This is a genomic window from Yoonia sp., from assembly GCF_017854565.1.
Lineage (GTDB): Bacteria > Pseudomonadota > Alphaproteobacteria > Rhodobacterales > Rhodobacteraceae > Yoonia.
The window spans coordinates 1-21,836 of the sequence record NZ_JAFMHJ010000043.1; the positions used below are offsets into that span (position 1 = coordinate 1).

Consider the following 21,836-nt stretch of genomic DNA (forward strand, 5'->3'; position numbering starts at 1 on the left):
ACCAGATGCATCTTAGACAAGCCGCAAACCTGTCCTAAAAAGCAGGACCACTTCAATTTGCGCACGCAATCCTGCACGCGCACGACGATTTCACCGCAGATGAACACCTGACGGCATGACTTGACGCGGATGCCGGGGCGCTTTGCTGTTGCCGCCATGGGCGCGGCTGTCGGGCACCTGCCCGCATTGCGCCACTCGACCATCGCAGACCAAAGTCCTATGCAGGCTGAACGTGCCGCAGACGAAATCGGCGGGCCTTTGGATAATGAGAGTGTGAGGGAAAGATGAGTAGCTTTGACGAAGACCTGTTTCTCAAGGGGCTTGCGCAGCGCAAGGCGACGTTGGGTGCTGAGTATGTGGAAAAGAACCTTGCTGCGGCGGATGAGTTTACGCGCCCCTTTCAAGAGGCGATGACCGCCTGGTGCTGGGGCTTTGGGTGGGGTGACGATGTGATTGACCCCAAGACCCGGTCGATGATGAACCTGTCGATGATCGGTGCCTTGGGCAAGATGCATGAATGGGAATTGCACCTTCGTGGTGCGCTGAACAATGGTGTGACCGTCGCGGAAGTGCGGGCCATCATCCATGTGATCGGCATCTATTGCGGCGTCCCTCAGGCTGTTGAGTGTTTCCGGATCGCACGCAAAGTTCTGGAAGAGGCGGAGCTGATATAATGCGGTGTCACACGCCTGATAGCGGATCTGTATGTCTGCTATTTTGATATATACTTGGAACTGAAGAATAAAATGAATGGAATAAGCGCAAAGACCGGAACTGATGTCATCGTCGTCGGTGCCGGGATCGCAGGACTGACGGCGGCAGTCTGCCTGCAAGATGCCGGTCTGCGGGTGCTGATCCTGGAAGGCGCGACACAGATTGGTGGCCGCGTCCAATACGTACCCGGTGACGGTCCATCCGACGTCTGGGGTGACTTGGGGCCGACGTGGGTCTGGCCACGCTGGCAGCCCGTGGTGGCCCAATGGATGGAGCGTCTGGCGCTTGTCCCGTTTGCGCAGCATGAAGACGGCGATGCCATTCTGGACGGATTTGGTGGTCCGCCGCGCCGCCAACGGCTGGCCGGACAGGACGGAATAGTCAGGTTGGTCGATGGGCCGACGGCCATTGTGCGCGCACTGCATGCACGATTGGACCCCGATCACATCATCACCTTAGCGCAGGTGCGCGTCATTGAAACCGCAGGCCACAATCTGCGCGTTTCGACGGCAGACAATACGGTATTTCAGGCCCCACAGGTCATTCTTGCCGCGCCGCTTCGGCTGGCGGCCGAACAGATCACCATAGACGGGCTGCCGCAGGCCCTGCGCGATCATATGCGCGACACCCCGACATGGATGGCGCAGCAGGCCAAGGTCGTCGCGCTATATCCCACACCATTCTGGCGGGATGCCGGTTTTTCCGGGCGCGTGGCAAGCCGCGACGGCCCCCTTGTGGAAATACATGATCATACACCCGCTTGGGGGAAAATCGGCGCCTTGTTTGGCTTTGTCGGATGGGATGCCGCAGCCCGTCAAGCGGACCCCGACGGCCTGCGTCAGGCGATCATTGCGCAACTGGTCCGATGTTTTGGTCCGCAGGCCGCGACACCGCTGCAAATCACCGTCAAGGACTGGGCAGTTGACCCGTTGATCTGCAGCGCGGCCGACCTTGCCGGACCACCCAAGCACCCCGAAATTACCCCCGACATGATGCGCGAAGGGCAGCTTGGACAGCGGCTATGGCTTGCCGCATCGGAAACCGCAGATCGCAGTCCGGGTCTGATCGAAGGTGCGCTGGTCGCGGGCGAAACCACGGCCATGCGCGTGCGCGGACAGTTGGGGATCTAGAACGTAGGTGGGGTGCAGGCGCTGATGATCTTGCATGCCACGTCACCTGGATTGCGGAAACGGTGTGGCAAGCGGCTGTCGAACAAGTACCCATCGCCGGGGCCCAGCACCTTGACCTGACGATCAACCGTAATTTCAATGCACCCGGAAATGACGATCCCGGCCTCTTCGCCAACATGGCTTAGCAGTTCGGGGCCGGTGTCCGCGTTTGGTGGGTAGCATTCATCGAGGATCTGCAAGCTGTGGGTCGTTGCATTGCCCAACTGCCGTAGCGACACCGCACCAGCGCCCGTCTGCGGCGAGATTTCGGTGAATTCGCCGACTGCATAAAAGTACTTTGGATCGCCGGATTCTTCGATGGTGGCAAAGAACTCGGCCATGCTCATGGGAATCGCATCCAGCAGGCTTTTGAGCGACGCAACCGATGGGCTGGTCTTGTTCTGCTCGATCAATGAAATTGTGCCGTTGGTCAGCCCCGCCCGGGCGGCGAGTTCACGCTGTGACAATCCGCGCGATTTGCGCACTTCTTGCAGTTTTTTGCCGATATCCACCCGATAATCCCTTTGTCGAACTGCGAGATAGTTGCGTCATTTCAAGGCCATGGGCGCACCATAGACGCGAAGCCCGCGCTTGTGCAAAAATCCCACAGCCGATCCGCCCAAAACCGCCGAAAATCTACACATTCAGAAACCATATTGACAGGTAAATTAAACGTATTATGAGAATTTTAAACACCCCCCAATACAGGGCGCTGTGTTCATCTTGAAAAGGATACCGCCACAATGGCAAACACCGTGAAAAAACAGTCGCGCAAGACCACGCCCCATAGCAAGCCACAAATCGCGGTCGTCCCCGAGTTTGTGCCCGCCGTGCAGACAAATGCCGCCCTGATCGCCCGCCGTGAAGCTGCCGTGCCGCGCGGTGTGGCATCCGCCGCGCCAATCTTTGCCCAAAAGGCCGAGAACTCGGAGCTTTGGGACGTCGAAGGCAACCGGTATATTGATTTCGCCGGTGGTATTGCGGTGTTGAATACCGGCCATCGCCACCCCGCCGTTGTGGCCGCCGCCAAAGCCCAGGAAGACCTGTATACGCACACCAGTTTTCAGGTCGTCCCCTACGAGCCCTATATCGCTTTGGCTGAAAAGCTGAATGAACTGGCCCCGGGCGATCACGCGAAGAAAACGCTGTTGGTCACGACCGGTGCAGAAGCTGTTGAAAACGCGGTAAAAATTGCGCGCGCGGCAACAGGACGTCCGGGTATCATCGCATTTACGGGTGGCTATCATGGCCGCACGCTGCTGACGCTGGGCATGACAGGCAAAATTTCGCCCTACAAAAAAGACGTGGGGCCGTTTCCGTCTGACATCTACCGGGCGCCGTTCCCCAACGTCCGCGACGGAATTAGTGTTCAGGACGCGCTGACCGGTCTGCAGAATCTGTTCCTGACCGATGCCCAGCCAGAGCGCGTTGCCGCCATCATCATCGAACCGGTGCTGGGCGAAGGCGGCTATACACCTGTCCCATTCGAGATGATGCAAGCGCTGCGCGATATCTGCGACACGCACGGTATCATGCTGATCGCCGACGAAATTCAGGCGGGCTTTGGCAGGACTGGCACATGGTTTGCGATCGAACATTCCGGGGTGATTCCAGACCTGATCACTGTGGCAAAATCAATGGCCGGTGGCTATCCGATTGCCGGCGTCATTGGCCGCGCCGAGGTGATGGATGCGGTGATCCCCGGCGGGTTGGGTGGTACATACGGTGGTAACCCTGTCGCCTGTGCTGCCGCGCTTGCTGCGATCCAAGCCATTGAAGACGAAGGGCTTTTAGCCCGTTCGACCGCGCTTGGCGCGCATTTCCGTACCAAGTTCGCCGATATAGGTGCCCGCGTCGCGCCCTACCGGATGTGGGACATCCGCGGTTTGGGTGCCATGTTGGCGGTTGAATTTGTCACTGACTTCGAGACGATCGCACCCGATACCGCACTGACCAAAGCCGTCGTTGCGCATGCATTGAAGCGCGGCTTGATTCTGCTGGGTTGCGGCATGCACGGCAACGCGCTGCGGATCATGGTGCCGCTGACCGCCTCGGACGAGATCATCGACGAAGGTCTGGCGATTTTCGAAGAGGCATTGGCCGCCGCAGTCGTCGAACTGCGCGGTTAACCCAATTGATAACATGCAAGGAGGCGGGTCACGCACCCGCCTCCTTGCCATTCAAATGCCGGGTTCAAATGTCGGGCCGGATGGTCCGTTTTTTGCGCGAATATATCGCTGCAGTCTGGTGGATATATTAAACGCGACTGCCGATCCCTCGAGATGACAAATGCCAATCACGTGTGTCGGTGGCATGATCCGTTTTGCGGTATCGGCACCGGCCATGACGCGGGTCATCAAGGTGTGGGCGGTGCGGTTCGGCCTGTGATTCGGCACCCTGCATGTGCTTTCGCGGGTTGCACGCCCCATGGCAACGGGCCATGCTCGTCACGGTGCCAATCCAGCGCTTCAAGCGGTATCCGACATCGGAATTTATGGACAATATCAATATTCAAGACCGCATATTCACAGCGGAACACTGCCCGCTCCGCCCGATATCATCTTCGACAGAACCATCATTGCCGAGCATCGCAGCAATGATGCCGCTTGATCAGAATAATAAACATTATTAGCCTCGGCCACATGATTTTGGTTGCAGGAATACAATCCACGCGACAAACTACGGTGACCTGCAGCGTCTTCGGACAGCGCGGCACATCATTGACCTTCGACAACGAAGGCGCATCAATCTTCACCAACTGGGAGAGAACCATAAAAGTATTTAAGTCTCTTGCGATCGCAGGGGCCATGCTGGCCGGCACTGCAAGTTCGGCGCAGGAACAATTCATTACAATAGGCACCGGCGGCCAAACCGGCGTTTATTTTGTTGTCGGTCAGTCGATTTGCCGTCTGGTCAACCGCACTACGGCAGAAACCAACCTGAAATGCACGGCACCATCCACGGGCGGGTCGATCGCAAACATCAATGCAATCATGGCCGGTGACATGGATATGGGCGTGGCCCAGTCCGACTGGCAGTACCACGCCTACAACGGCACGTCCGAGTTTGAAGGCAATCAGTTCGCGAACGAACGCGCTGTTTTCTCGGTCCATGGTGAACCATTCACCGTGATCGCCCGCGCAGACGCCGGCATTGCCACTTTTGCCGATCTCAAAGGCAAGCGCGTCAACATCGGCAACCCCGGTTCGGGCCAATACGCCACGATGCAAGTTGCCATGGATGCACTTGGCTGGACCATGGACGACTTTGCTCTGGCCTCTGAGTTGAAGCCCGCCGAACAGGCCGCCGCCCTTGGCGATAACAAGGTCGATGCGATCATCTATATCGTTGGCCACCCCAACGGGTCGATCCAGGAAGCCGTTTCGACTGTCGATGCTATCCTGATCCCGGTCACAGGCCCGGAAATCGACAAGCTGATTGCAGAGAACCCCTACTATGCTGCGGCGACGATCCCCGGCGGCATGTATGAAGGGTCGCCAGAGGTAACCAATACATTTGGCGTCAAGGCGACATTCGTAACCTCGGCAGATGTCGACGACGAAGTTGTCTATCAGGTCGTCAAGGCTGTCTTTGACAACTTTGATCGCTTCAAGCGTCTGCACCCTGCGTTTGAAAACCTGACCGAAGAGGGCATGATCCGGGACGGTCTGTCTGCCCCGCTGCACCCCGGTGCAGAGCGTTACTACAAAGAGCGTGGCTGGATGTAATCCTGCGCCATTCATGACTGATCTGTGATGTGGCGGGCCCTGACCCGCCGCATCAGGCAAAAAGACCAATCAGACAGATGCCCGGAAAACTGGGCGCAGGGGGAAATACCATGACCGATGATCCAAACCAGCAGCAGGCTGCTGCCGTTGAAAATGCGGCCGCCGGACGTGGTGGGCTGTCGCAGGCGGAACTTGATGCGCTGGTCGCATCATCGGACACGGGCGGTCGCGGCGGCGCCGGCACGATCGGTATCTTCATCACCTGCGTCGCACTGACTTGGTCGCTGTTCCAGCTTTGGATCGCGTCGCCTATCCCCTTTATCGTCGGCTGGGGTGTCTTTAACGATACGGAAAGTCGGTCCATCCATCTGGCTTTTGCGATTTTCCTTGCCTTTGCAGCCTTCCCTGCAACCCGTTCGAAATTTCAGATTGGTCTGGGTGTGACCATACCTGTGGTTCTGGCCTTTCTCTTTATGGTCGGCGCCAAGGAGTCCACGGTCACATGGTGGATACCTCTTGTCGCGCTGGCCGTTGTCGGCGCGGTTGTTCTTGGGTCGCCCAAGGACCGGGTGCCGGTTTGGGAATGGGCCATGGCCGTCATTGGTGCCTGTGCCGCGCTATATCTATTTGTTTTCTAACGCGAAATCGCGGGCCGTGTTGGTGCGCCGATCTTGCAGGATTTTGTGGTCGCGGTCATCGGTCTGATGTTGCTGCTGGAGGCCACGCGCCGCGCGCTTGGTCCCGCACTGATGATCGTCGCCTCGGTTTTCCTCGTTTACACCGTGCTTGGCCCCAATATGCCAAGCATCATTGCCCATAAAGGCAACAGCCTGTCCGAGATCGTGAACCACCAGTGGATCACGACTGAAGGCGTGTTTGGCATCGCACTTGGCGTGTCGACATCCTTTGTGTTCCTTTTTGTGCTGTTCGGCTCACTGCTGGACCGGGCGGGTGCGGGCAACTATTTCATTCAGGTGGCGTTCAGCCTGATGGGCCACATGAAAGGCGGACCTGCCAAGGCGGCCGTCGTGTCGTCGGCCATGACCGGCCTGATTTCAGGCTCGTCCATTGCCAACGTGGTCACGACCGGCACCTTTACGATCCCGCTGATGAAAAAGGTCGGGTTCAGTTCTGAAAAAGCGGGCGCTGTCGAAGTCGCCTCATCCGTGAACGGCCAGATCATGCCGCCTGTGATGGGGGCTGCGGCATTCCTGATGGTTGAATACGTCGGCATCCCGTATTTCGATGTGGTCAAGCATGCGTTCCTGCCTGCGGTCATTTCCTACATCGCACTTGTCTATATTGTGCACCTCGAGGCGCTGAAGGCTGGGATGGAGGGGCTGCCGCGCGCATATACCCCCAAGCCCATCGTGCAGCGCCTGATTGGCATCGCCTTTGCCATAGCAGTCATTTGCGCGCTTTCTTTCGCCGTCTACTACGGCATGGGGTGGATCCGCCCGGCGTTCCCGCAGTCAGCCGGGTATATCATCTTTGGCTTCCTCAGCCTTGTTTACGTCGGCCTGCTTTATGTTTCATCGAAAGAAGAGCCGCTTGAACTGGATGACCCAAATGCGCCCGTCACCAAGCTGCCGCTGCCGGGGCCGACAATCCGGTCGGGTCTGCACTTTATCCTACCGGTCGTCGTGCTGGTCTGGGCGTTGATGGTCGATCGGCTGTCACCCGGTCTGTCGGCATTCTGGGCCACCGCGTATATGGTGTTTATCCTTCTGACGCAGCGTCCGCTGATGGCCCTCATGCGTGGCCGGGGCGGGCTGGGTACGGCCATCAAACAAGGTGGCGCGGATTTGATAGACGGGCTTGAAACCGGCGCGCGCAACATGATCGGAATCGGCATTGCCACCGCAACTGCCGGTATCATCGTCGGTGCCGTCAGCCAGACCGGCGTCGGGTCTGCCCTGGCGGATGTGGTCGAAGTGCTTTCGGGCGGTAACATTCTTGCCATTCTGTTCCTGACGGCGATCCTGTCGCTGATCCTTGGCATGGGGCTGCCGACGACGGCAAACTACATCGTGGTATCCGCGCTGCTGGCCCCCGTCATCGTCACGCTGGGCCAGCAAAACGGATTGATCGTGCCGCTGATCGCTGTGCATCTGTTTGTGTTTTACTTTGGGATCATGGCCGATGTGACGCCGCCGGTCGGTCTAGCCAGTTTTGCCGCTGCCGCCGTGTCCGGGGGCGACCCGATCAAGACCGGTGTCATTGCATTCTTCTATTCGCTGCGCACCGCCGCCCTGCCCTTTTTGTTTATCTTCAACACGGAATTGCTGCTGATTGATGTCACATGGGGGCAAGGTGTCTTTGTGTTCATCATTGCGACAATAGCGATGCTGCTGTTCGCGGCCGCAACGCAAGGGTGGTTTCTGGCCAAGAACCGGTTCTACGAAACGGTGGCGCTGCTGTTGATTGCCTTCACGCTGTTCCGTCCGGGGTTCTGGATGGACATGGTGTCGGCGCCCTATAGCGAAGAAAACCCAACCGAAATCGCGGCCGCCGCGATGGCAACCCCGCTGGGCGAGGATTTGCGCCTGCGCGTGTCCGGCCTGAACGATCTGGGGGATCCCATCGAATTTGTCGCCGTCGTGCCGATCACCGAAGGTGCCACCGGCGAAGAGCGGCTGGAAAATGCCGGGCTATTGTTCCGCGACGAAGGTGGCATCTTGTTTATTGATGACGTGACCTATGGCAGTGCGGCGGAAACCGCAGGGCTGGGTTGGGATCAAGAGGTGCTGAGGGTCCTGCGCCCCGTCAGCCAACCCAGCAAGTATTTGATGTTCCTGCCTGCGCTGCTGCTTCTGGCGCTGGTCGTATTCGTGCAACGCGGCCGCAATGCGCGCATCACGCGCCGCACCGCAGCGGCCTGAGGAGAAGACAATGTTCAACACGATCTTGCTCACCATCGACCTGACCGCCAAGGCATCTTGGGAAAAGGCACTGCCGCAAGCGATCGAACTGGCGCGCGCCTCGAAGGGTAAGCTGCACATCATGTCAGTCGTTCCCGACATGGGCACACCGCTGGTCGAGGGTTTCTTCCCCGAAGACTTTGAGGAAAAGTCCATCGCCGCAGCAAACAAGGCGCTGAACCAACTGGTCACGGACAACGTACCCGATGACGTTTCGGTCAAGCAGCATCTGGCCTTTGGCAAGATCCACAGAAAGGTGCTTAAGGCGATTGAGGACACCAAATGTGATCTTGTGATCATGGCCTCGCACAAACCCGACCGCGTCCGCGAGTTTCTTGTCGGGTCGAATGCAGACCGTGTTGTGCGCAGATCGCCAGTTTCCGTTCTGGTGGTGAGAGCGTAAGAGGGGCCGAAGCGAAGCTGGACGGCGCCCCGATGGTGCCCCTTCGCAATCACGGAGAGATAGAATAATGACACCTTTTGCCATTGCTGGCGTGCAGATGTATGTTAACGCGCTTGAATCAAATGTTGAAGGGATGCTGCAGCGCCTTGATATTTTGATGATACGCTTTCCATGGACCCAAATGGTGCTGTTTTCAGAGTTGGCACCGTTCGGACCTTTGGACCAATACTCTTTGGCCCCGGAAAACGAGACGCTGGAGCGGTTTCAGGCCGCTGCGGTGAAACACGGCGTTTGGCTGATCCCCGGTTCGATGTTTATCACCGATCCTGTGGATGGGCGTACCTATAACACCTCTTTCGTGATCAATCCGCAGGGCGAGATCATCCGCCGCTATGCCAAAATGTTCCCGTTCCGCCCCTACGAGGCCGGGGTTGCAGCAGGAACGGATTTCTGCGTGTTCGACGTACCTGATGTGGGCCGTTTCGGCCTGTCGATATGTTATGATATATGGTTCCCCGAAACGACGCGCCAGCTTACCTCGCAGGGGGTCGAAGTTTTGTTGCACCCCGTCCTGACCGGCACAACAGACCGTGACGCAGAACTGGCCATTGCCCGCGCTACGGCCGTGCAGTTCCAGTGCTATGTGATTGACGTGAACGGTTTGGGTGCAGGGGGTATCGGCAAATCCTGCGTCGTTGATCCGACGTCTATGGTATTGCACCAGTCGGGTGGCCAAGAGGATATGTTCCCCATCGAGATCGACCTCGACATGGTGCGCCGCCAGCGTGAAACGGGTATGAAAGGGCTGGGCCAAGTGCTGAAGTCTTTCCGCGACCGCGCCACCGACTTTTCCATCTATGACCGCGCCAGCGGCACAGACGCATACCTCAAGACACTGGGCCCGCTCGAGACCCCGCACAAAGGGACGACCGCAGGTCTTGATACGAAGTCGCCTGAACTGCGCGTGCCGTATCCTCAGTTGTCAAAAGGTTCAGACATCGGGTCCAACTACACCCCAAAAGCACAGCCGGCCTTTGCAGCCGAACCTTTGCCGAACCCAACGGCTGGGACGGCAACGCCTGTGCCGGACGCGACGACAGCGGCGCAAGAGGCTGTTGATTTAGCCGCTTTGCCGAACCCTCCGGTAAGACCCAGTGTTCTTACGGGATCAGAAGAATAACCAATTGAGGAAACGGCTGCATCACCCTAGGCTTGATCAGGCGTCGCCACGCGACGTGGGCATCAAAGCCTATAAGGCAACGAAATAGGCTGATCACAACGCGGGGCCGCCAATGGGGCGGCACCTATGCATCGTGTCGAAGCCGACCTAAGGAGAACGACCGATGGAATCTGTAAGCGACTATTATTCGGCGATACAGCTGCGGTCGGACCGCTGGAGCGCGCTGCGCGAAGTCACGGCCGCCCTTGCCCGCGAGGCGCCGACCAAACTACCGGCGCATCTGCGGGCACGCGCAGAAGAGCTTTTTGATTCGCTTGCGTTGATCGAACCCTATTGGGCCTTCCCCGGCATGTCGGCCTTTGATCATCTGCGTCGCCAGTTTGCCCACAACAGCTTTGAAGATCTGTCATTTGCGACGCATCGCATCACCCGCGCATTGACCACGGGGGCCTATCGCCGCCGCCATATCCCGCTGCAGCGTGATAGCGCCGATCTGGAAGAACACGACGACGAGGCGCTGTTGTCGCCCGAAGCCCGCGCGCTGACAAAACCCTACTTCGAGGTGTTGATCGTCGATAGCGTCAGTGACCAGCAAGAGCGCTGGCTGAAGGGCAATGTCCTCAATATGCGCCGGACCGAAGACGCCTTTATCTACGAGGCGGTCGTGGTTCCAAGCCTCGAAGATGCGTTGATCGCGGTGCTTTTCAACCATAACATTCAGGCCATTGTTGTCCGCCCCGGACTGATCCTGAAGTCCAAGCTCGACAATGAAATCCTGACGAAATACCTCAACCGCGCCGGCAAGTCCGATACCTTTGACCAGATGTCGCCCGAAGACTACGGACCGGAGCTGTGTCGTCTGATATCGCGGGTGCGGCCAGAGCTTGACGCCTATCTTGTGACGGAACGGTCGGTCGAAGACATCGCCGGTATGGATCTGGGGATTTGCCGCCGGGTATTTTACAACCAAGAAGACTTTATGGAGCTGCACCTGAACATCCTGCGCGGTGTTGCGGCCCGTAACAAGACGCCGTTCTTCACCGCACTGGTCGAATATTCAAAACAGCCGACGGGTGTTTTTCATGCCATGCCGATCAGCCGGGGCAAATCAATCACCCGGTCGCATTGGATTCAGGACATGGGCGCCTTTTACGGCCCTAATATCTTTCTTGCCGAAACCTCTGCGACCTCCGGCGGGCTGGATTCGCTGCTTGAACCGCACGGACCGATCAAAGAGGCACAAGAGCTGGCAAGCCGCGCGTTTGGTTCAAAACAGACGTTCTTTGCCACAAACGGCACATCAACCTGCAACAAGATCGTCGTGCAAGCCCTTGTCAGGCCGGGTGATATTGTTCTTGTCGACCGCGATTGCCACAAGTCCCATCACTATGGCATGGTGCTGGCCGGAGCCGAGGTTGTGTATCTCGACAGCTATCCGCTGAATGAATATTCCATGTATGGTGCCGTTCCGCTGCGCGAGATCAAGGAACATCTGCTGGCCCTCAAGGCGGCTGGGAAACTGCATCGCGTGCGCATGTTGCTTTTGACCAACTGCACCTTCGATGGTCTGGTCTATAACGTCGATCGCGTCATGGAGGAATGTCTGGCGATCAAGCCCGATCTGGTGTTCCTGTGGGACGAGGCATGGTTTGCCTTTGCACGCTTCAGCCCGACGTACCGACAGCGTACGGCGATGCGGACCGCCAATAACCTGCGCAAGCGTCTGCGGACCGAAGATCATGCCGAAGCCTATAAAAAGCAGCAGAAAAAGCTGAAGGATGCGCCGGATGAAACCTGGCTCAAGACGCGGCTGATCGCCCCGCCAACCGCCCGCGTCCGCGTCTACGCGACACAATCGACGCATAAAACGCTGACGTCCCTGCGACAGGGGTCGATGATCCATGTCAACGATCAGGATTTCAAAGGCGAAGTCGAACAAAGCTTTCACGAAGCCTATATGACGCACACATCGACGTCGCCCAACTATCAGATCATCGCATCGCTGGATGTGGGGCGCCGTCAGGTCGAGCTGGAGGGATTTGAATTCGTGCAGCGGCAGGTCGAAGCCGCCATGTCGATGCGCCGCGCGATCAGCAGTCACCCTTTGCTGCAAAAATACTTCAAGGTCCTGACCGCGGGCGACATGATCCCCGAAGAATACCGCCAAAGCGGCGTCACCAGCTATTACGATAACGAACAGGGCTGGACCGACATGTGGGACTGCTGGGAACAGGATGATTTCGTTCTGGATGCAACCCGCGTGACATTGGCCGTGGGCGGCACCGGCTGGGACGGTGACACGTTCAAAACCGATATTTTGATGGATCGCTTTGGCATCCAGATCAACAAGACATCGCGCAATACCGTTTTGTTCATGACAAACATCGGCACCACGCGATCATCGGTCGCCTATCTGATCGAAGTATTGGTCAAAATTGCCAATGAGCTGGACGAGCTGTTGGATGATGCGTCAAAAATGGAAAGGCTGTCATTTGACCGGCGCGTGAAAAACCTGACGGAAAACTACCCGCCGCTGCCAGATTTCAGCCGCTTTCACGATGCATTCCGGCCAGACAATGTGACACCCGAAGGCGATATTCGGACCGCCTATTACCTTAGCTATGATGAGAAAAACTGCGACTATCTGGAACTTGACGGTTCTTTGAAAGAGGTGATGGACAGCGGCCAAGAGGTTGTTTCGGCCTCGTTCATCATTCCCTATCCGCCAGGGTTCCCGATTTTGGTCCCTGGTCAGGTGATCAGCCACGAAATTCTCGCGTTTATGCGCGCGCTCGATGTGAATGAAATCCATGGCTATCGTTCCGATCTGGGTCTGCGGGTCTTTACCGCAGAGGCGTTGGCCAGCGTCCCCCGGATCACGCCAATCAAGACTGCAGCCGAATAGAAAAGGATTCTATATAATGCCAACCGTGCTAAAAAATATCTCCGAAATCCGGCGGTTCTTTCATCGCAACGAGGACCCTATCTATTTCGTCTCTGCGACCAACTTCAACCTGCTTGGCCTTGATGAATGGGTCAAAAACTTTAAATATATCTGCTATATCGATTGTTATGGCGGCAAGCACCCCAACGTGTTTTGCCCGACCGAGCAGCCGCATGCAGAGTTTCAGTCGATTGAAGACATCAATAACTATCTGCTGCAGCACAAGGAAGTCATCGACTTTATCAAACGGCGTGGCGGCAAGCCCAAGTTTGTGTTCCTGATGTTCGATGCCGAGACCGAGCGGCTGGCAAAGGAACTCGGTGGTGACATTTGGTTCCCAAAGGCCAAGTTGCGCACCAGGATGGACAACAAGATCGAAACTGTGCGGATTGGCAACAAAGCCGGTGTGCCGTCGGTGCCCAACGTGCTTGCAGAGGTGAAATCGTACGACGACCTGAAAAAGACCTGCGAAAAGGCGGGGATCGGGCACGATCTGGTGCTGCAGTCTGCCTTTGGTGACAGCGGCCACACCACGTTCTTTATCAAGTCAGAGGCAGATTTCCGTCGTCACGAGCACGAGATCGTCGGCGAAGGCGAGATCAAGATCATGAAGCGGATTGATTGCCGCGGTTCCGCAATCGAGGCATGCGCGACCAAGGAAGGCACGATCGTCGGCCCCTTGATGACCGAACTTGTCGGCTTCAAGGAATTGACCCCGTATCGCGGCGGCTGGTGTGGCAATGAAATCCTGTCCACCGCATTTCCGCCAAAAGTCCGGCAAAAGGCCCGTGAATTGACCTTTAAATTCGGTGAGCAACTACGCAAAGAAGGGTATCGCGGCTATTTCGAGCTGGATTTTCTGATTGACCGGAAAACCGGCGACCTTTGGTTGGGCGAGCTGAACCCGCGGATCACGGGCGCGTCTTCCATGACGAACCACGCCGCGTTCGCCCATGCGGATGCGCCGTTGTTCCTGTTTCACCTGCTTGAATTCTCGAAAAAGAAATTCCATCTGGACACGACCGAGTTGAACAATCGTTGGGCCAACCCCGAGATGATCGACAGCTGGTCGCAAATGGTAATCAAGCATACCGACGATACCGTCGATATCTGTACGTCCGCGCCCGAAACCGGGATCTACAAGATGCTGGAAGATGGCCGCGTCGTGTTTGACAGGTTCGACTATCACCGCCGCGCAGTCGAAAGCGAGAATGAAGCGTTCTTTCTGCGTATCCTGCAGCCCGGCGATTACCGGTATGAAGGCGCCGATATCGGCATTCTTGTGACCCGTGGCCGGTCCATGACCAAAAGCTTCCAACTGAATGAACGCGCGAAAAAGTGGATTCACGGGATCAAGCAAACAGTCGCAGGCAAACCATTGCCCGTGGCCCATGCCGAACCCGTTCTGGCCGATCCGGCGTTCAAGATTATGTAAGGAAGAACGATGCTTTGGCGCGCCCTCAGCGAAGATCAGCCCGGCCCGAAATGGGCTGGGCTTTTCGCCGAATATTGGCCCAACTACAAACGCTGGTGGCTCAAAGACGGCGAGGCGGCGCGCCCGACCTATGCGCAATGCCGTCGCGCGCTCAAGGAACATATGCCGGAAATCGTTCCGCTGTACGAAGAACTGTGCGAACTGGCCGGTGGCGGCGATCTTGCCGCACGTTTCCTGAGCTTTTATTGCCCGCCTGCGTATCTGTCGGGGTGCAGTCAGGCGATCTGGACCGGCAAGGAACCCGTGCTGGTGCGCAACTACGACTATAGCACGAACGCTTTTGACAGTCTGATCCTGAAAACCGCGTGGCAGGGGCGTCGCGTGATCGGCACGTCCGACGGGCTGTGGGGGATGGTCGATGGCATGAATGATGCCGGGCTGGCCATCTCGCTCACGTTCGGCGGCAGGCGCGTTGTTGGCACGGGCTTTGGCGTGCCGCTGATCCTGCGCTATGTTTTGCAGACCTGCACGACGACCGAAGAGGCCAGCAAGGTGCTCGCCCGTATTCCGACGCATATGAGCTATAACATCACCGTGCTGGACGCCAAACGCCGCTATCTGACGGCGATGCTGTCGCCCGATCGCCCGGCGATTATCACCCATGCTGCGGTGGCGACCAATCATCAGGAGAATGTCGAGTGGATCAGCCACGCCCGCTTTACCGCCACGGTAGAGCGTGAACGGTTCTTGTTGCAGCGTCTGAGGCTGCACCGCGATCCAGAGGAAAAGTTTATCAACGCCTTTCTCAAACCACCGCTTTATTCGACGGCGTTCAATGCGGGATTTGGGACACTTTACACCGCCGTCTATCGCCCGCGTCTGGGCCAGATGGAACTGCGCTGGCCCGGCACCGTCTGGCCAATGTCGTTTGACGTCTTTCACGAAAGCCAGCGCAAAGTCCAAATTCCCGGCGCCGCATAGGAGACCGACATGTCACATATTTTCCCACGCCATACCAAAAATTTGCCGCCCGTCGCCGTATCGGGCGAGGGATGCTATCTGGTTGATGCAAGTGGCAAACGTTATCTTGATGCGTCTGGTGGTGCCGCGGTGTCATGTTTGGGACATGGCGACCGGTCCGTGATCGACGCGGTAAAAGCGCAGCTTGATCAACTGGCCTATGCACATACGGGCTTTTTCACCTCGGAACCGGCTGAAACCTTGGCCGACATGCTGATCGCGCAGGCCCCCGGTGATCTGGACCGCGTTTATCTGGTGTCCGGCGGATCAGAGGCGATGGAATCTGCCCTGAAGCTTGCGCGGCAGTATTTTGTCGAAAAGGGCGAACCGGGGCGTGGCCGGATCATCGCCCGCAAACAAAGCTACCACGGCAATACGATGGGCGCGCTGTCTGCGGGCGGCAACGCATGGCGCCGCGCCCAGTTCGGGCCGCTTCTTATCGAGATGAGCCATATTGATCCGTGCTATGCCTACCGCCTGAAGCGTGATGATGAAACGCCACAGGAATACGGCATACGCGCCGCCAACCTGCTCGAGGAGGAATTGCTGCGCGTTGGCCCCGAAACCGTCATGGCCTTTGCTGCGGAACCCGTTGTCGGTGCCACAGCCGGTGCCGTGCCCCCTGCCCCCGGCTATTTCAAACGCATCCGTGAAATATGTGATCAATACGGGATCTTGCTGATCTTGGACGAGGTGATGTGTGGCATGGGCCGCACGGGCACCATGTTTGCATGTGAACAAGACGGCGTCGCACCTGATATCATGTGCATCGCCAAGGGGTTGGGTGCGGGGTATCAGCCGATTGGTGCGATGTTGTGCAGCCGCGCCATTTATCAGACCATTGAAGACGGCACCGGTTTCTTCCAGCATGGCCATACATATCTGGGCCATCCGACCGCCGCCGCCGCCGGCGTTGCGGTACTGACGGCCCTGAACGAACGCCAGTTGATCCCGCGTGTCCAGACACAGGGAGCCAAGCTGATGGCCGCGTTGCAAACCACATTCGGCCAGCACCCGCATGTGGGTGATTTGCGCGGTCGTGGCCTGTTTCAAGGCATCGAACTGGTCGCGGACCGCGAGACCAAGGCGCCCTTTGCCCCGTCCCGGCGCATCGCCGCCCGGATCAAAGCTGCCGCGTTTGACGCGGGCCTGATCTGCTATCCGATGAGCGGCACAATTGATGGGCAACACGGCGATCACGTCCTGCTTGCCCCGCCCTTTATCATCAGCGATGACCAGATCGACGAACTGGTCGGCAAACTCTCTGGCGCGATTGAAGTCGCCCTCCAATCCTAAGGTCCTGATCATGAGTACACCTTGCATTATCTGCGTCGCCATCACCGGCTCTGTTCCACGCAAAAAAGACAACCCCGCCGTGCCGATCACGATCACGGAACAGGTCGAATCCACCCATGCCGCGTTTGAAGCCGGGGCGGCGATCTGCCACGCCCATGTGCGAAACGACGATGAGACGCCATCGTCTGACCCGGAAAAATTCGCACGTCTGAAAGAGGGCCTAGAAAAACACTGCCCCGGCATGATCATCCAGTTTTCCACCGGCGGCCGGTCCGGTGCCGGGACTGAGCGCGGTGACATGTTGTCATTGCGGCCCGATATGGCGTCGCTGGCAGTGGGATCAAACAATTTCCCCAGCCGCGTCTACGAGAACCCACCGGATTTGGTGGATTATCTGGCAGCAGAAATGCGCAAATACGACGTGAAACCCGAAATCGAGGCCTTTGACCTGTCGCACATCCATCAGGCCGTCGCGATGAACCGCGATGGCCGCCTTCCCGGCCAGCTTTACATTCAATTTGTCATGGGTGTGAAAAATGCGATGCCAGTCGACCGCGATGTCTTTGATTACTATGTTAAAACCGTCAATCGGCTTGCACCCGACGCGCAGTGGTGTGCCGCAGGCATCGGGCGTGATCAGATCACACTGAACGAATGGGCCATTGCCGCAGGTGGCCATACGCGCACCGGGCTCGAGGATAATGTGCGCTGGGACAAGGATACGCTGGCACCATCGAATGCGGCGTTGGTCGAACGGGCTGTCGGGCTTTGCGCGCAATATGACCGGCCCATTGCGACCGCCGCGCAGGCCCGCGAAATTCTGGGGCTGGCCTAGCGCGCCAAAACCAGTTCGGCCTTTAAACCGCCAAGGCGCGTGCTGTCGCCCAACCGCAGCACTCCACCATGGGTCCGCGCAATATCAGCCACGATCGACAGGCCCAGGCCCACACCGCTGCCTTTGTCCTGATTGCGCGCGGGATCAAGCCTGACAAAGGGGCTGATCGCGTCTTCACGTTGCGCGGGCGGAATACCCGGCCCGTCGTCTTCGACGCAAAACCGCACCGCGCGTTCGGTGACGCTGACGCCGATCTCGGCCCGGGTGCCATAGCGCAGCGCATTTCCGACCAGATTTTCAAGAGCCCGGCGAATGGCCAGTGGCCGCAGGCTGACCTGCTCTGTCGCACCCACCATTTCACCCAGATACACAGGCTGCCCCATCCGTTCAGCGTCCGCCAACACGGCATGAACCAGGTCCTGTGGCACTGTCGGTTCCAGACTGTCACCGGCATCGCTGCGTGCAAAATCAAGGAATGCGTCAAGCAGATGCTGCATGTCGTCGACATCGCGCAGCAACGGTTCCACCTCGCTATCGTCAAGCAGTGACAGACCCAACCGCAGGCGCGTCAGCGGCGTGCGCAGATCATGGCTGACCCCTGACAGCATCATCGTCCGGCTTTGGGTCTGGCGTTCCAATCTGTTGCGCATGTCCAGAAACGCCATGCCCGCCGCACGGACTTCGACGGCGCCCGTCGGTGTGAATTGGGTCACCCGCCCCTTTCCGTAATCTGCCGCCGCAGCCGCCATCCGTTTGATGGGGCGCAGCTGATTGCGCAGAAAGAAATAGGCGATCGTCGTCATGATCACCCCCATGACCAACATGATCACCAACAGCTGATGTGGATTGGACGCCGATACCCGCGTGCGGCTAAAGTCCATGCGGAGCGGGCCATGTACCGTATCAACCCAGACACCAACGCGCCGACGGTCCGCCAGCGACACCGCCTGCACATCGGCAACACCATTGCGCAACGTCTCAATCACGACCCTGCCGGTCAGATCGGTCCATGGTTTCACATCCGCCACACCTGTTTCAGCAGGCAGCGTGGTCAGAATTTCCAGCGGTGCGTCAAGCCGGGACAGCGCCACCTTTCCCGCATCAAGATCAGCGGCGGTGTTCACCGTTTCAACAAGAAATCGCAATTCAATGTTGACGGCACTTGTCATCAGGCGCGTCACCCCATCAAAGTGGCGTTGAATAAACACCACAGAGACCAGCAATTGCAGTGTCAGCACCGGCAGGATCAGAATAAGCGCGGCCCGGCCATAAAGACCGCGCGGCAGATAGTTCTTGAGCCAACGAAAAAACATATCCGCACGCTAACTGCCGCCGCACCGAACGGAAAGCCACGATAATGCCGCAAGTACCAGAATTTGCACCACAGCCCGGTGCGCCTCTCAGACTGGCGCCCGGCGTGACGCTTGTGCTGGCCCCGAACCCGTCACCGATGACCTGTCTTGGCACAAACACATATCTTGTGGGCCACCAGACGCTGGCCGTGATTGACCCCGGCCCGGACGACCCCGCACATCTTGCCGCGCTCATGGCCGCGATTGCGGGTCGGCACGTCAGTCATATCCTGCTCACGCACAGTCATCTGGATCATTCGCCCCTCGCGCGCCCGCTCGCGGCGGCAACGGGCGCGCCAATCTACGCCTTTGGCGACAGCAATGCCGGCCGCAGTGACGTCATGCGGGCGCTTGCCGATCAAGGTTTGACCGGGGGCGGCGAAGGGATGGATCAGGCGTTCGCACCCGATGTCGTCCTGGCCGATGGCGCGCAGATCATCGGCGCAGACTGGCAGCTTACCGCGCTGCACACCCCCGGACATATCGGCAATCACCTTTGTTTTTGTTGGAATGACATCGTGTTCACCGGGGATCATGTCATGGGTTGGGCCAGTTCGCTGGTGTCCCCGCCCGACGGCGATCTGGGCGATTTCATGCGGTCATGTGCGCGGCTGGAGATGATCGGCGGGCGGGTCTTTTATCCCGGTCACGGTGCGCCAATACATGATCCGGCAGCCCGGCTGCATTGGCTGATCGCCCATCGCAATACCCGCGAATCCCAGATCATTGCCGCGCTCTCGGCGACCTCTGAGACGATCCCGGCCCTGACACGCGCGATCTATGTCGATATAGCACCCAGCTTGATGCCGGCGGCTGAGCGCAACGTATTTGCGCATCTGATTGAGCTGCACCAACGCGGGGTGGTTAAAGCAGATCCGACACTTGGATTGACCGCGCAGTTCAGGCTGCCCGCGCCCGCGTAAGCCAGACGAAATGAATGCAGAAATCTGTGCAAAATCCTCTGGACGTCATGGAATCCCATTGCTATACGGCCCCAAGTGTTCCGACGTAGCTCAGCGGTAGAGCAGTTGACTGTTAATCAATTGGTCGTAGGTTCGATCCCTACCGTCGGAGCCATTTTCATGGCAAGTCATTGAAAACATTAGAGCTTAGTATTTAGCTCCGATGGTTTTCGGCTGATATGTGCAAAAGTTGCACATGAGGTTACACAAATGGTTACACAAAGCCGCCTCGCCATGCATTTTCACAGATGATCGTCCCCAACTTGAGGACGAAAGATGAGACATCAAAAATATCTGTTCGAAAAGGACGGAATTTTCTACTTCAGACGCCGAATTCCAGGGTTTTCCACAGTTATCTCACCACTTTTGTTGTCCTTGGGGACGAAAAGTGAAGCATTTGCGCGTACATGGTTATTGAAGCTGACCATGGAATTCGACGATATGCTGGATACCTTTTTATACGCGCTGGACGAGTTGCCAGAAAATCTGATCGCACGCTACATGAGTGTGCGCCTTCAACACGCGATCTCGGACTTGCGCCGCCAGCACAGAATGGAGCGCATGTCCGGACGTGTGAGTAGGACAAACCCAAGCAACTTAGAGGCTCAAAGGCTTGCGCTCGAAACTCTGCTGCGAGACGGCATCCAAAAAACGTTTCCCCATTATCGCATTCGCCCGGATTGGACGGAAGATGAGCTTAAAGATGTCATGCTGGCATACCGCGCAGAAGCAGATCTTGCGTTGTCCCCTGCCCTGAAGACCCAACTGGCGCGGGAGTTTTTCGAAACAACGGGTTTCACAACGGGTTCGTTCGAACATCATGCCCAAATTTTGGAAATCTATTTGCATTCCAAGATCACATCACTGGACACGATAGATGATCAGCGCATCCAGCGCAGCAACGCATTCCGAGACATGTCCAAGAAACTGAACGCGCAACATCAGGTCACCTCTTTGCTGTCTGATAATGATCTTCTTGACTGTAGCGTCCGCACAATATCTCGCCCACACGCGCAAGATCTGAATCCTCAAAGTGACTTATGGCCGCCAATTACTGCAGAAAAGACACCTGCGCCTGTTCTAACTCCCGGCGTAGAACTCATCACTGAACCCTTGACCATCTTAGCGCTGAACACACAGTTTGCCGCCGCAGCAGCTTGTGACGAAGAACTGCACCGTGGAAGCAATGACGAACCGTTCGGGATTGATATTGCCGGCGCCTGTGAACGGTCAATCAAGGTCGCCATGGCCGCAGGCAGGATTGACAAAAAAACAGCCGATGGACGGCGCTCCAAGATCAAGCTCTTTTGTCTGCTGGCAAATGTGCAAACTGTTACAGAAATCGAGCAACATCACCTTCGTGTCTTCGAACAGAAGCTTGAAAATGTGCCACTCAACTTTAATCGATCGCACAAGGATGCCGAACTTAACCTCAAACAGATCAACGCCAAGGCAGACGGCATGCCCGATGAAAAACTTGGAAGGTCTGCCTCAACCTACAATGCGCATATCGAGATGATTGGCGCTGTTTTAAAGCACGCGAAGTCATTGGATCACAGCCCTGTTGATCCAACAATTGATACAAAGTTGGTTCGACGCCCGGAAAAAACGCGCGCCAGAAAGAAGCGGAATGCCTTCAAGCCAGATGAAGTAAAAAAGCTGTTTCAACACACGGTCTGGAAAGGTTGCAGGAGTGCTGATCGCCGACACGAAGAAGGTACAGAAATCGAGAAAGACGGTCTCTATTTCGTTCCACTTATCGTCGCGTACACAGGTGGCAGGATGGAAGAGATTGCTGGTTTGACTTCAGATGGCATTGTGTCGGCGCAAGGACACTATGGATTTGATATCCGCCCCCATGACGAGCGTCGCCTCAA

17 protein-coding genes and 1 tRNA gene are annotated in these 21,836 nt (G+C 57.4%); 16 read left to right on the forward strand and 2 right to left on the reverse strand.

Going from position 1 to position 21,836, the window contains the following annotated elements:
* Positions 1 to 284 precede the first annotated feature (284 nt).
* On the forward strand, positions 285 to 674 hold the full coding sequence (locus tag QZ196_RS14290; RefSeq protein ID WP_296427573.1) for a carboxymuconolactone decarboxylase family protein: 390 nt from the start codon (positions 285 to 287) through the stop codon (positions 672 to 674).
* Positions 675 to 746: 72 nt separating this feature from the next.
* A complete protein-coding gene (locus QZ196_RS14295; protein ID WP_296427574.1) occupies positions 747 to 1,844 on the forward strand; it encodes an FAD-dependent oxidoreductase in 1,098 nt (365 codons plus the stop codon).
* Here QZ196_RS14295 and QZ196_RS14300 read toward each other — a convergent pair.
* On the reverse strand, positions 1,841 to 2,395 hold the full coding sequence (locus QZ196_RS14300) for a cupin domain-containing protein (protein ID WP_296427577.1): 555 nt from the start codon (positions 2,393 to 2,395) through the stop codon (positions 1,841 to 1,843). The two genes, QZ196_RS14295 and QZ196_RS14300, sit on opposite strands and share 4 nt — an antisense overlap.
* A 231-nt stretch (positions 2,396 to 2,626) precedes the next feature.
* Between QZ196_RS14300 and gabT the strand changes: the two genes are divergently transcribed.
* The 11 genes from gabT to QZ196_RS14350 all read left to right on the forward strand — a co-directional run bounded on the left by gabT (position 2,627) and on the right by QZ196_RS14350 (position 17,645).
* Entirely contained in the window at positions 2,627 to 4,012 is a 1,386-nt protein-coding gene (gene gabT, locus QZ196_RS14305; RefSeq protein ID WP_296427578.1) for a 4-aminobutyrate--2-oxoglutarate transaminase, read from the forward strand.
* Between the two features lie 642 nt (positions 4,013 to 4,654).
* Positions 4,655 to 5,611 (forward strand): TAXI family TRAP transporter solute-binding subunit, encoded by a 957-nt coding sequence (locus QZ196_RS14310; RefSeq protein ID WP_296427600.1) that lies wholly within the window; start codon positions 4,655 to 4,657, stop codon positions 5,609 to 5,611.
* A gap of 110 nt (positions 5,612 to 5,721) precedes the next feature.
* The gene (locus QZ196_RS17610) at positions 5,722 to 6,249 is read left to right on the forward strand and encodes a hypothetical protein (protein WP_366510982.1); all 528 of its coding nucleotides are present in this window, start codon (positions 5,722 to 5,724) and stop codon (positions 6,247 to 6,249) included.
* A 6-nt stretch (positions 6,250 to 6,255) separates the two neighbouring features.
* A complete protein-coding gene (locus tag QZ196_RS14315; RefSeq protein WP_366510983.1) occupies positions 6,256 to 8,493 on the forward strand; it encodes a TRAP transporter permease in 2,238 nt (745 codons plus the stop codon).
* 10 nt (positions 8,494 to 8,503) lie between these two features.
* Positions 8,504 to 8,935 (forward strand): universal stress protein, encoded by a 432-nt coding sequence (locus tag QZ196_RS14320; protein ID WP_296427580.1) that lies wholly within the window; start codon positions 8,504 to 8,506, stop codon positions 8,933 to 8,935.
* Between the two features lie 67 nt (positions 8,936 to 9,002).
* Entirely contained in the window at positions 9,003 to 10,115 is a 1,113-nt protein-coding gene (locus tag QZ196_RS14325) for a carbon-nitrogen hydrolase family protein (RefSeq protein WP_296427582.1), read from the forward strand.
* A gap of 163 nt (positions 10,116 to 10,278) precedes the next feature.
* Entirely contained in the window at positions 10,279 to 13,020 is a 2,742-nt protein-coding gene (locus QZ196_RS14330; protein ID WP_296427584.1) for an aminotransferase class I/II-fold pyridoxal phosphate-dependent enzyme, read from the forward strand.
* Positions 13,021 to 13,036: 16 nt separating this feature from the next.
* Complete coding sequence (locus tag QZ196_RS14335) at positions 13,037 to 14,494, forward strand: biotin carboxylase (protein ID WP_296427586.1); 1,458 nt, start codon at positions 13,037 to 13,039, stop codon at positions 14,492 to 14,494.
* A 9-nt stretch (positions 14,495 to 14,503) separates the two neighbouring features.
* A complete protein-coding gene (locus tag QZ196_RS14340) occupies positions 14,504 to 15,475 on the forward strand; it encodes a C45 family peptidase (RefSeq protein WP_296427588.1) in 972 nt (323 codons plus the stop codon).
* A 9-nt stretch (positions 15,476 to 15,484) separates the two neighbouring features.
* Positions 15,485 to 16,810, forward strand: a complete 1,326-nt coding sequence (locus QZ196_RS14345; protein ID WP_296427590.1) for an aspartate aminotransferase family protein — start codon at positions 15,485 to 15,487, stop codon at positions 16,808 to 16,810.
* A gap of 10 nt (positions 16,811 to 16,820) precedes the next feature.
* The gene (locus QZ196_RS14350; protein ID WP_296427592.1) at positions 16,821 to 17,645 is read left to right on the forward strand and encodes a 3-keto-5-aminohexanoate cleavage protein; all 825 of its coding nucleotides are present in this window, start codon (positions 16,821 to 16,823) and stop codon (positions 17,643 to 17,645) included.
* On the opposite strand, the gene QZ196_RS14355 is transcribed toward QZ196_RS14350, so the two are convergent.
* Complete coding sequence (locus tag QZ196_RS14355; protein ID WP_296427594.1) at positions 17,642 to 18,958, reverse strand: ATP-binding protein; 1,317 nt, start codon at positions 18,956 to 18,958, stop codon at positions 17,642 to 17,644. The genes QZ196_RS14350 and QZ196_RS14355 overlap by 4 nt on opposite strands.
* Positions 18,959 to 19,002: 44 nt before the next feature.
* Between QZ196_RS14355 and QZ196_RS14360 the strand changes: the two genes are divergently transcribed.
* The 3 genes from QZ196_RS14360 to QZ196_RS14370 all read left to right on the forward strand — a co-directional run.
* Positions 19,003 to 19,920 carry an MBL fold metallo-hydrolase gene (locus tag QZ196_RS14360; protein ID WP_296427596.1) on the forward strand — a complete coding sequence of 306 codons (918 nt, stop codon included), beginning with the start codon at positions 19,003 to 19,005 and terminating at the stop codon, positions 19,918 to 19,920.
* Between the two features lie 79 nt (positions 19,921 to 19,999).
* Positions 20,000 to 20,074: transfer RNA gene (locus QZ196_RS14365), tRNA-Asn, on the forward strand.
* Positions 20,075 to 20,235: 161 nt separating this feature from the next.
* The coding region (locus tag QZ196_RS14370; RefSeq protein ID WP_296427598.1) for a hypothetical protein at positions 20,236 to 21,836 on the forward strand (1,601 nt) is incomplete at its 3' end.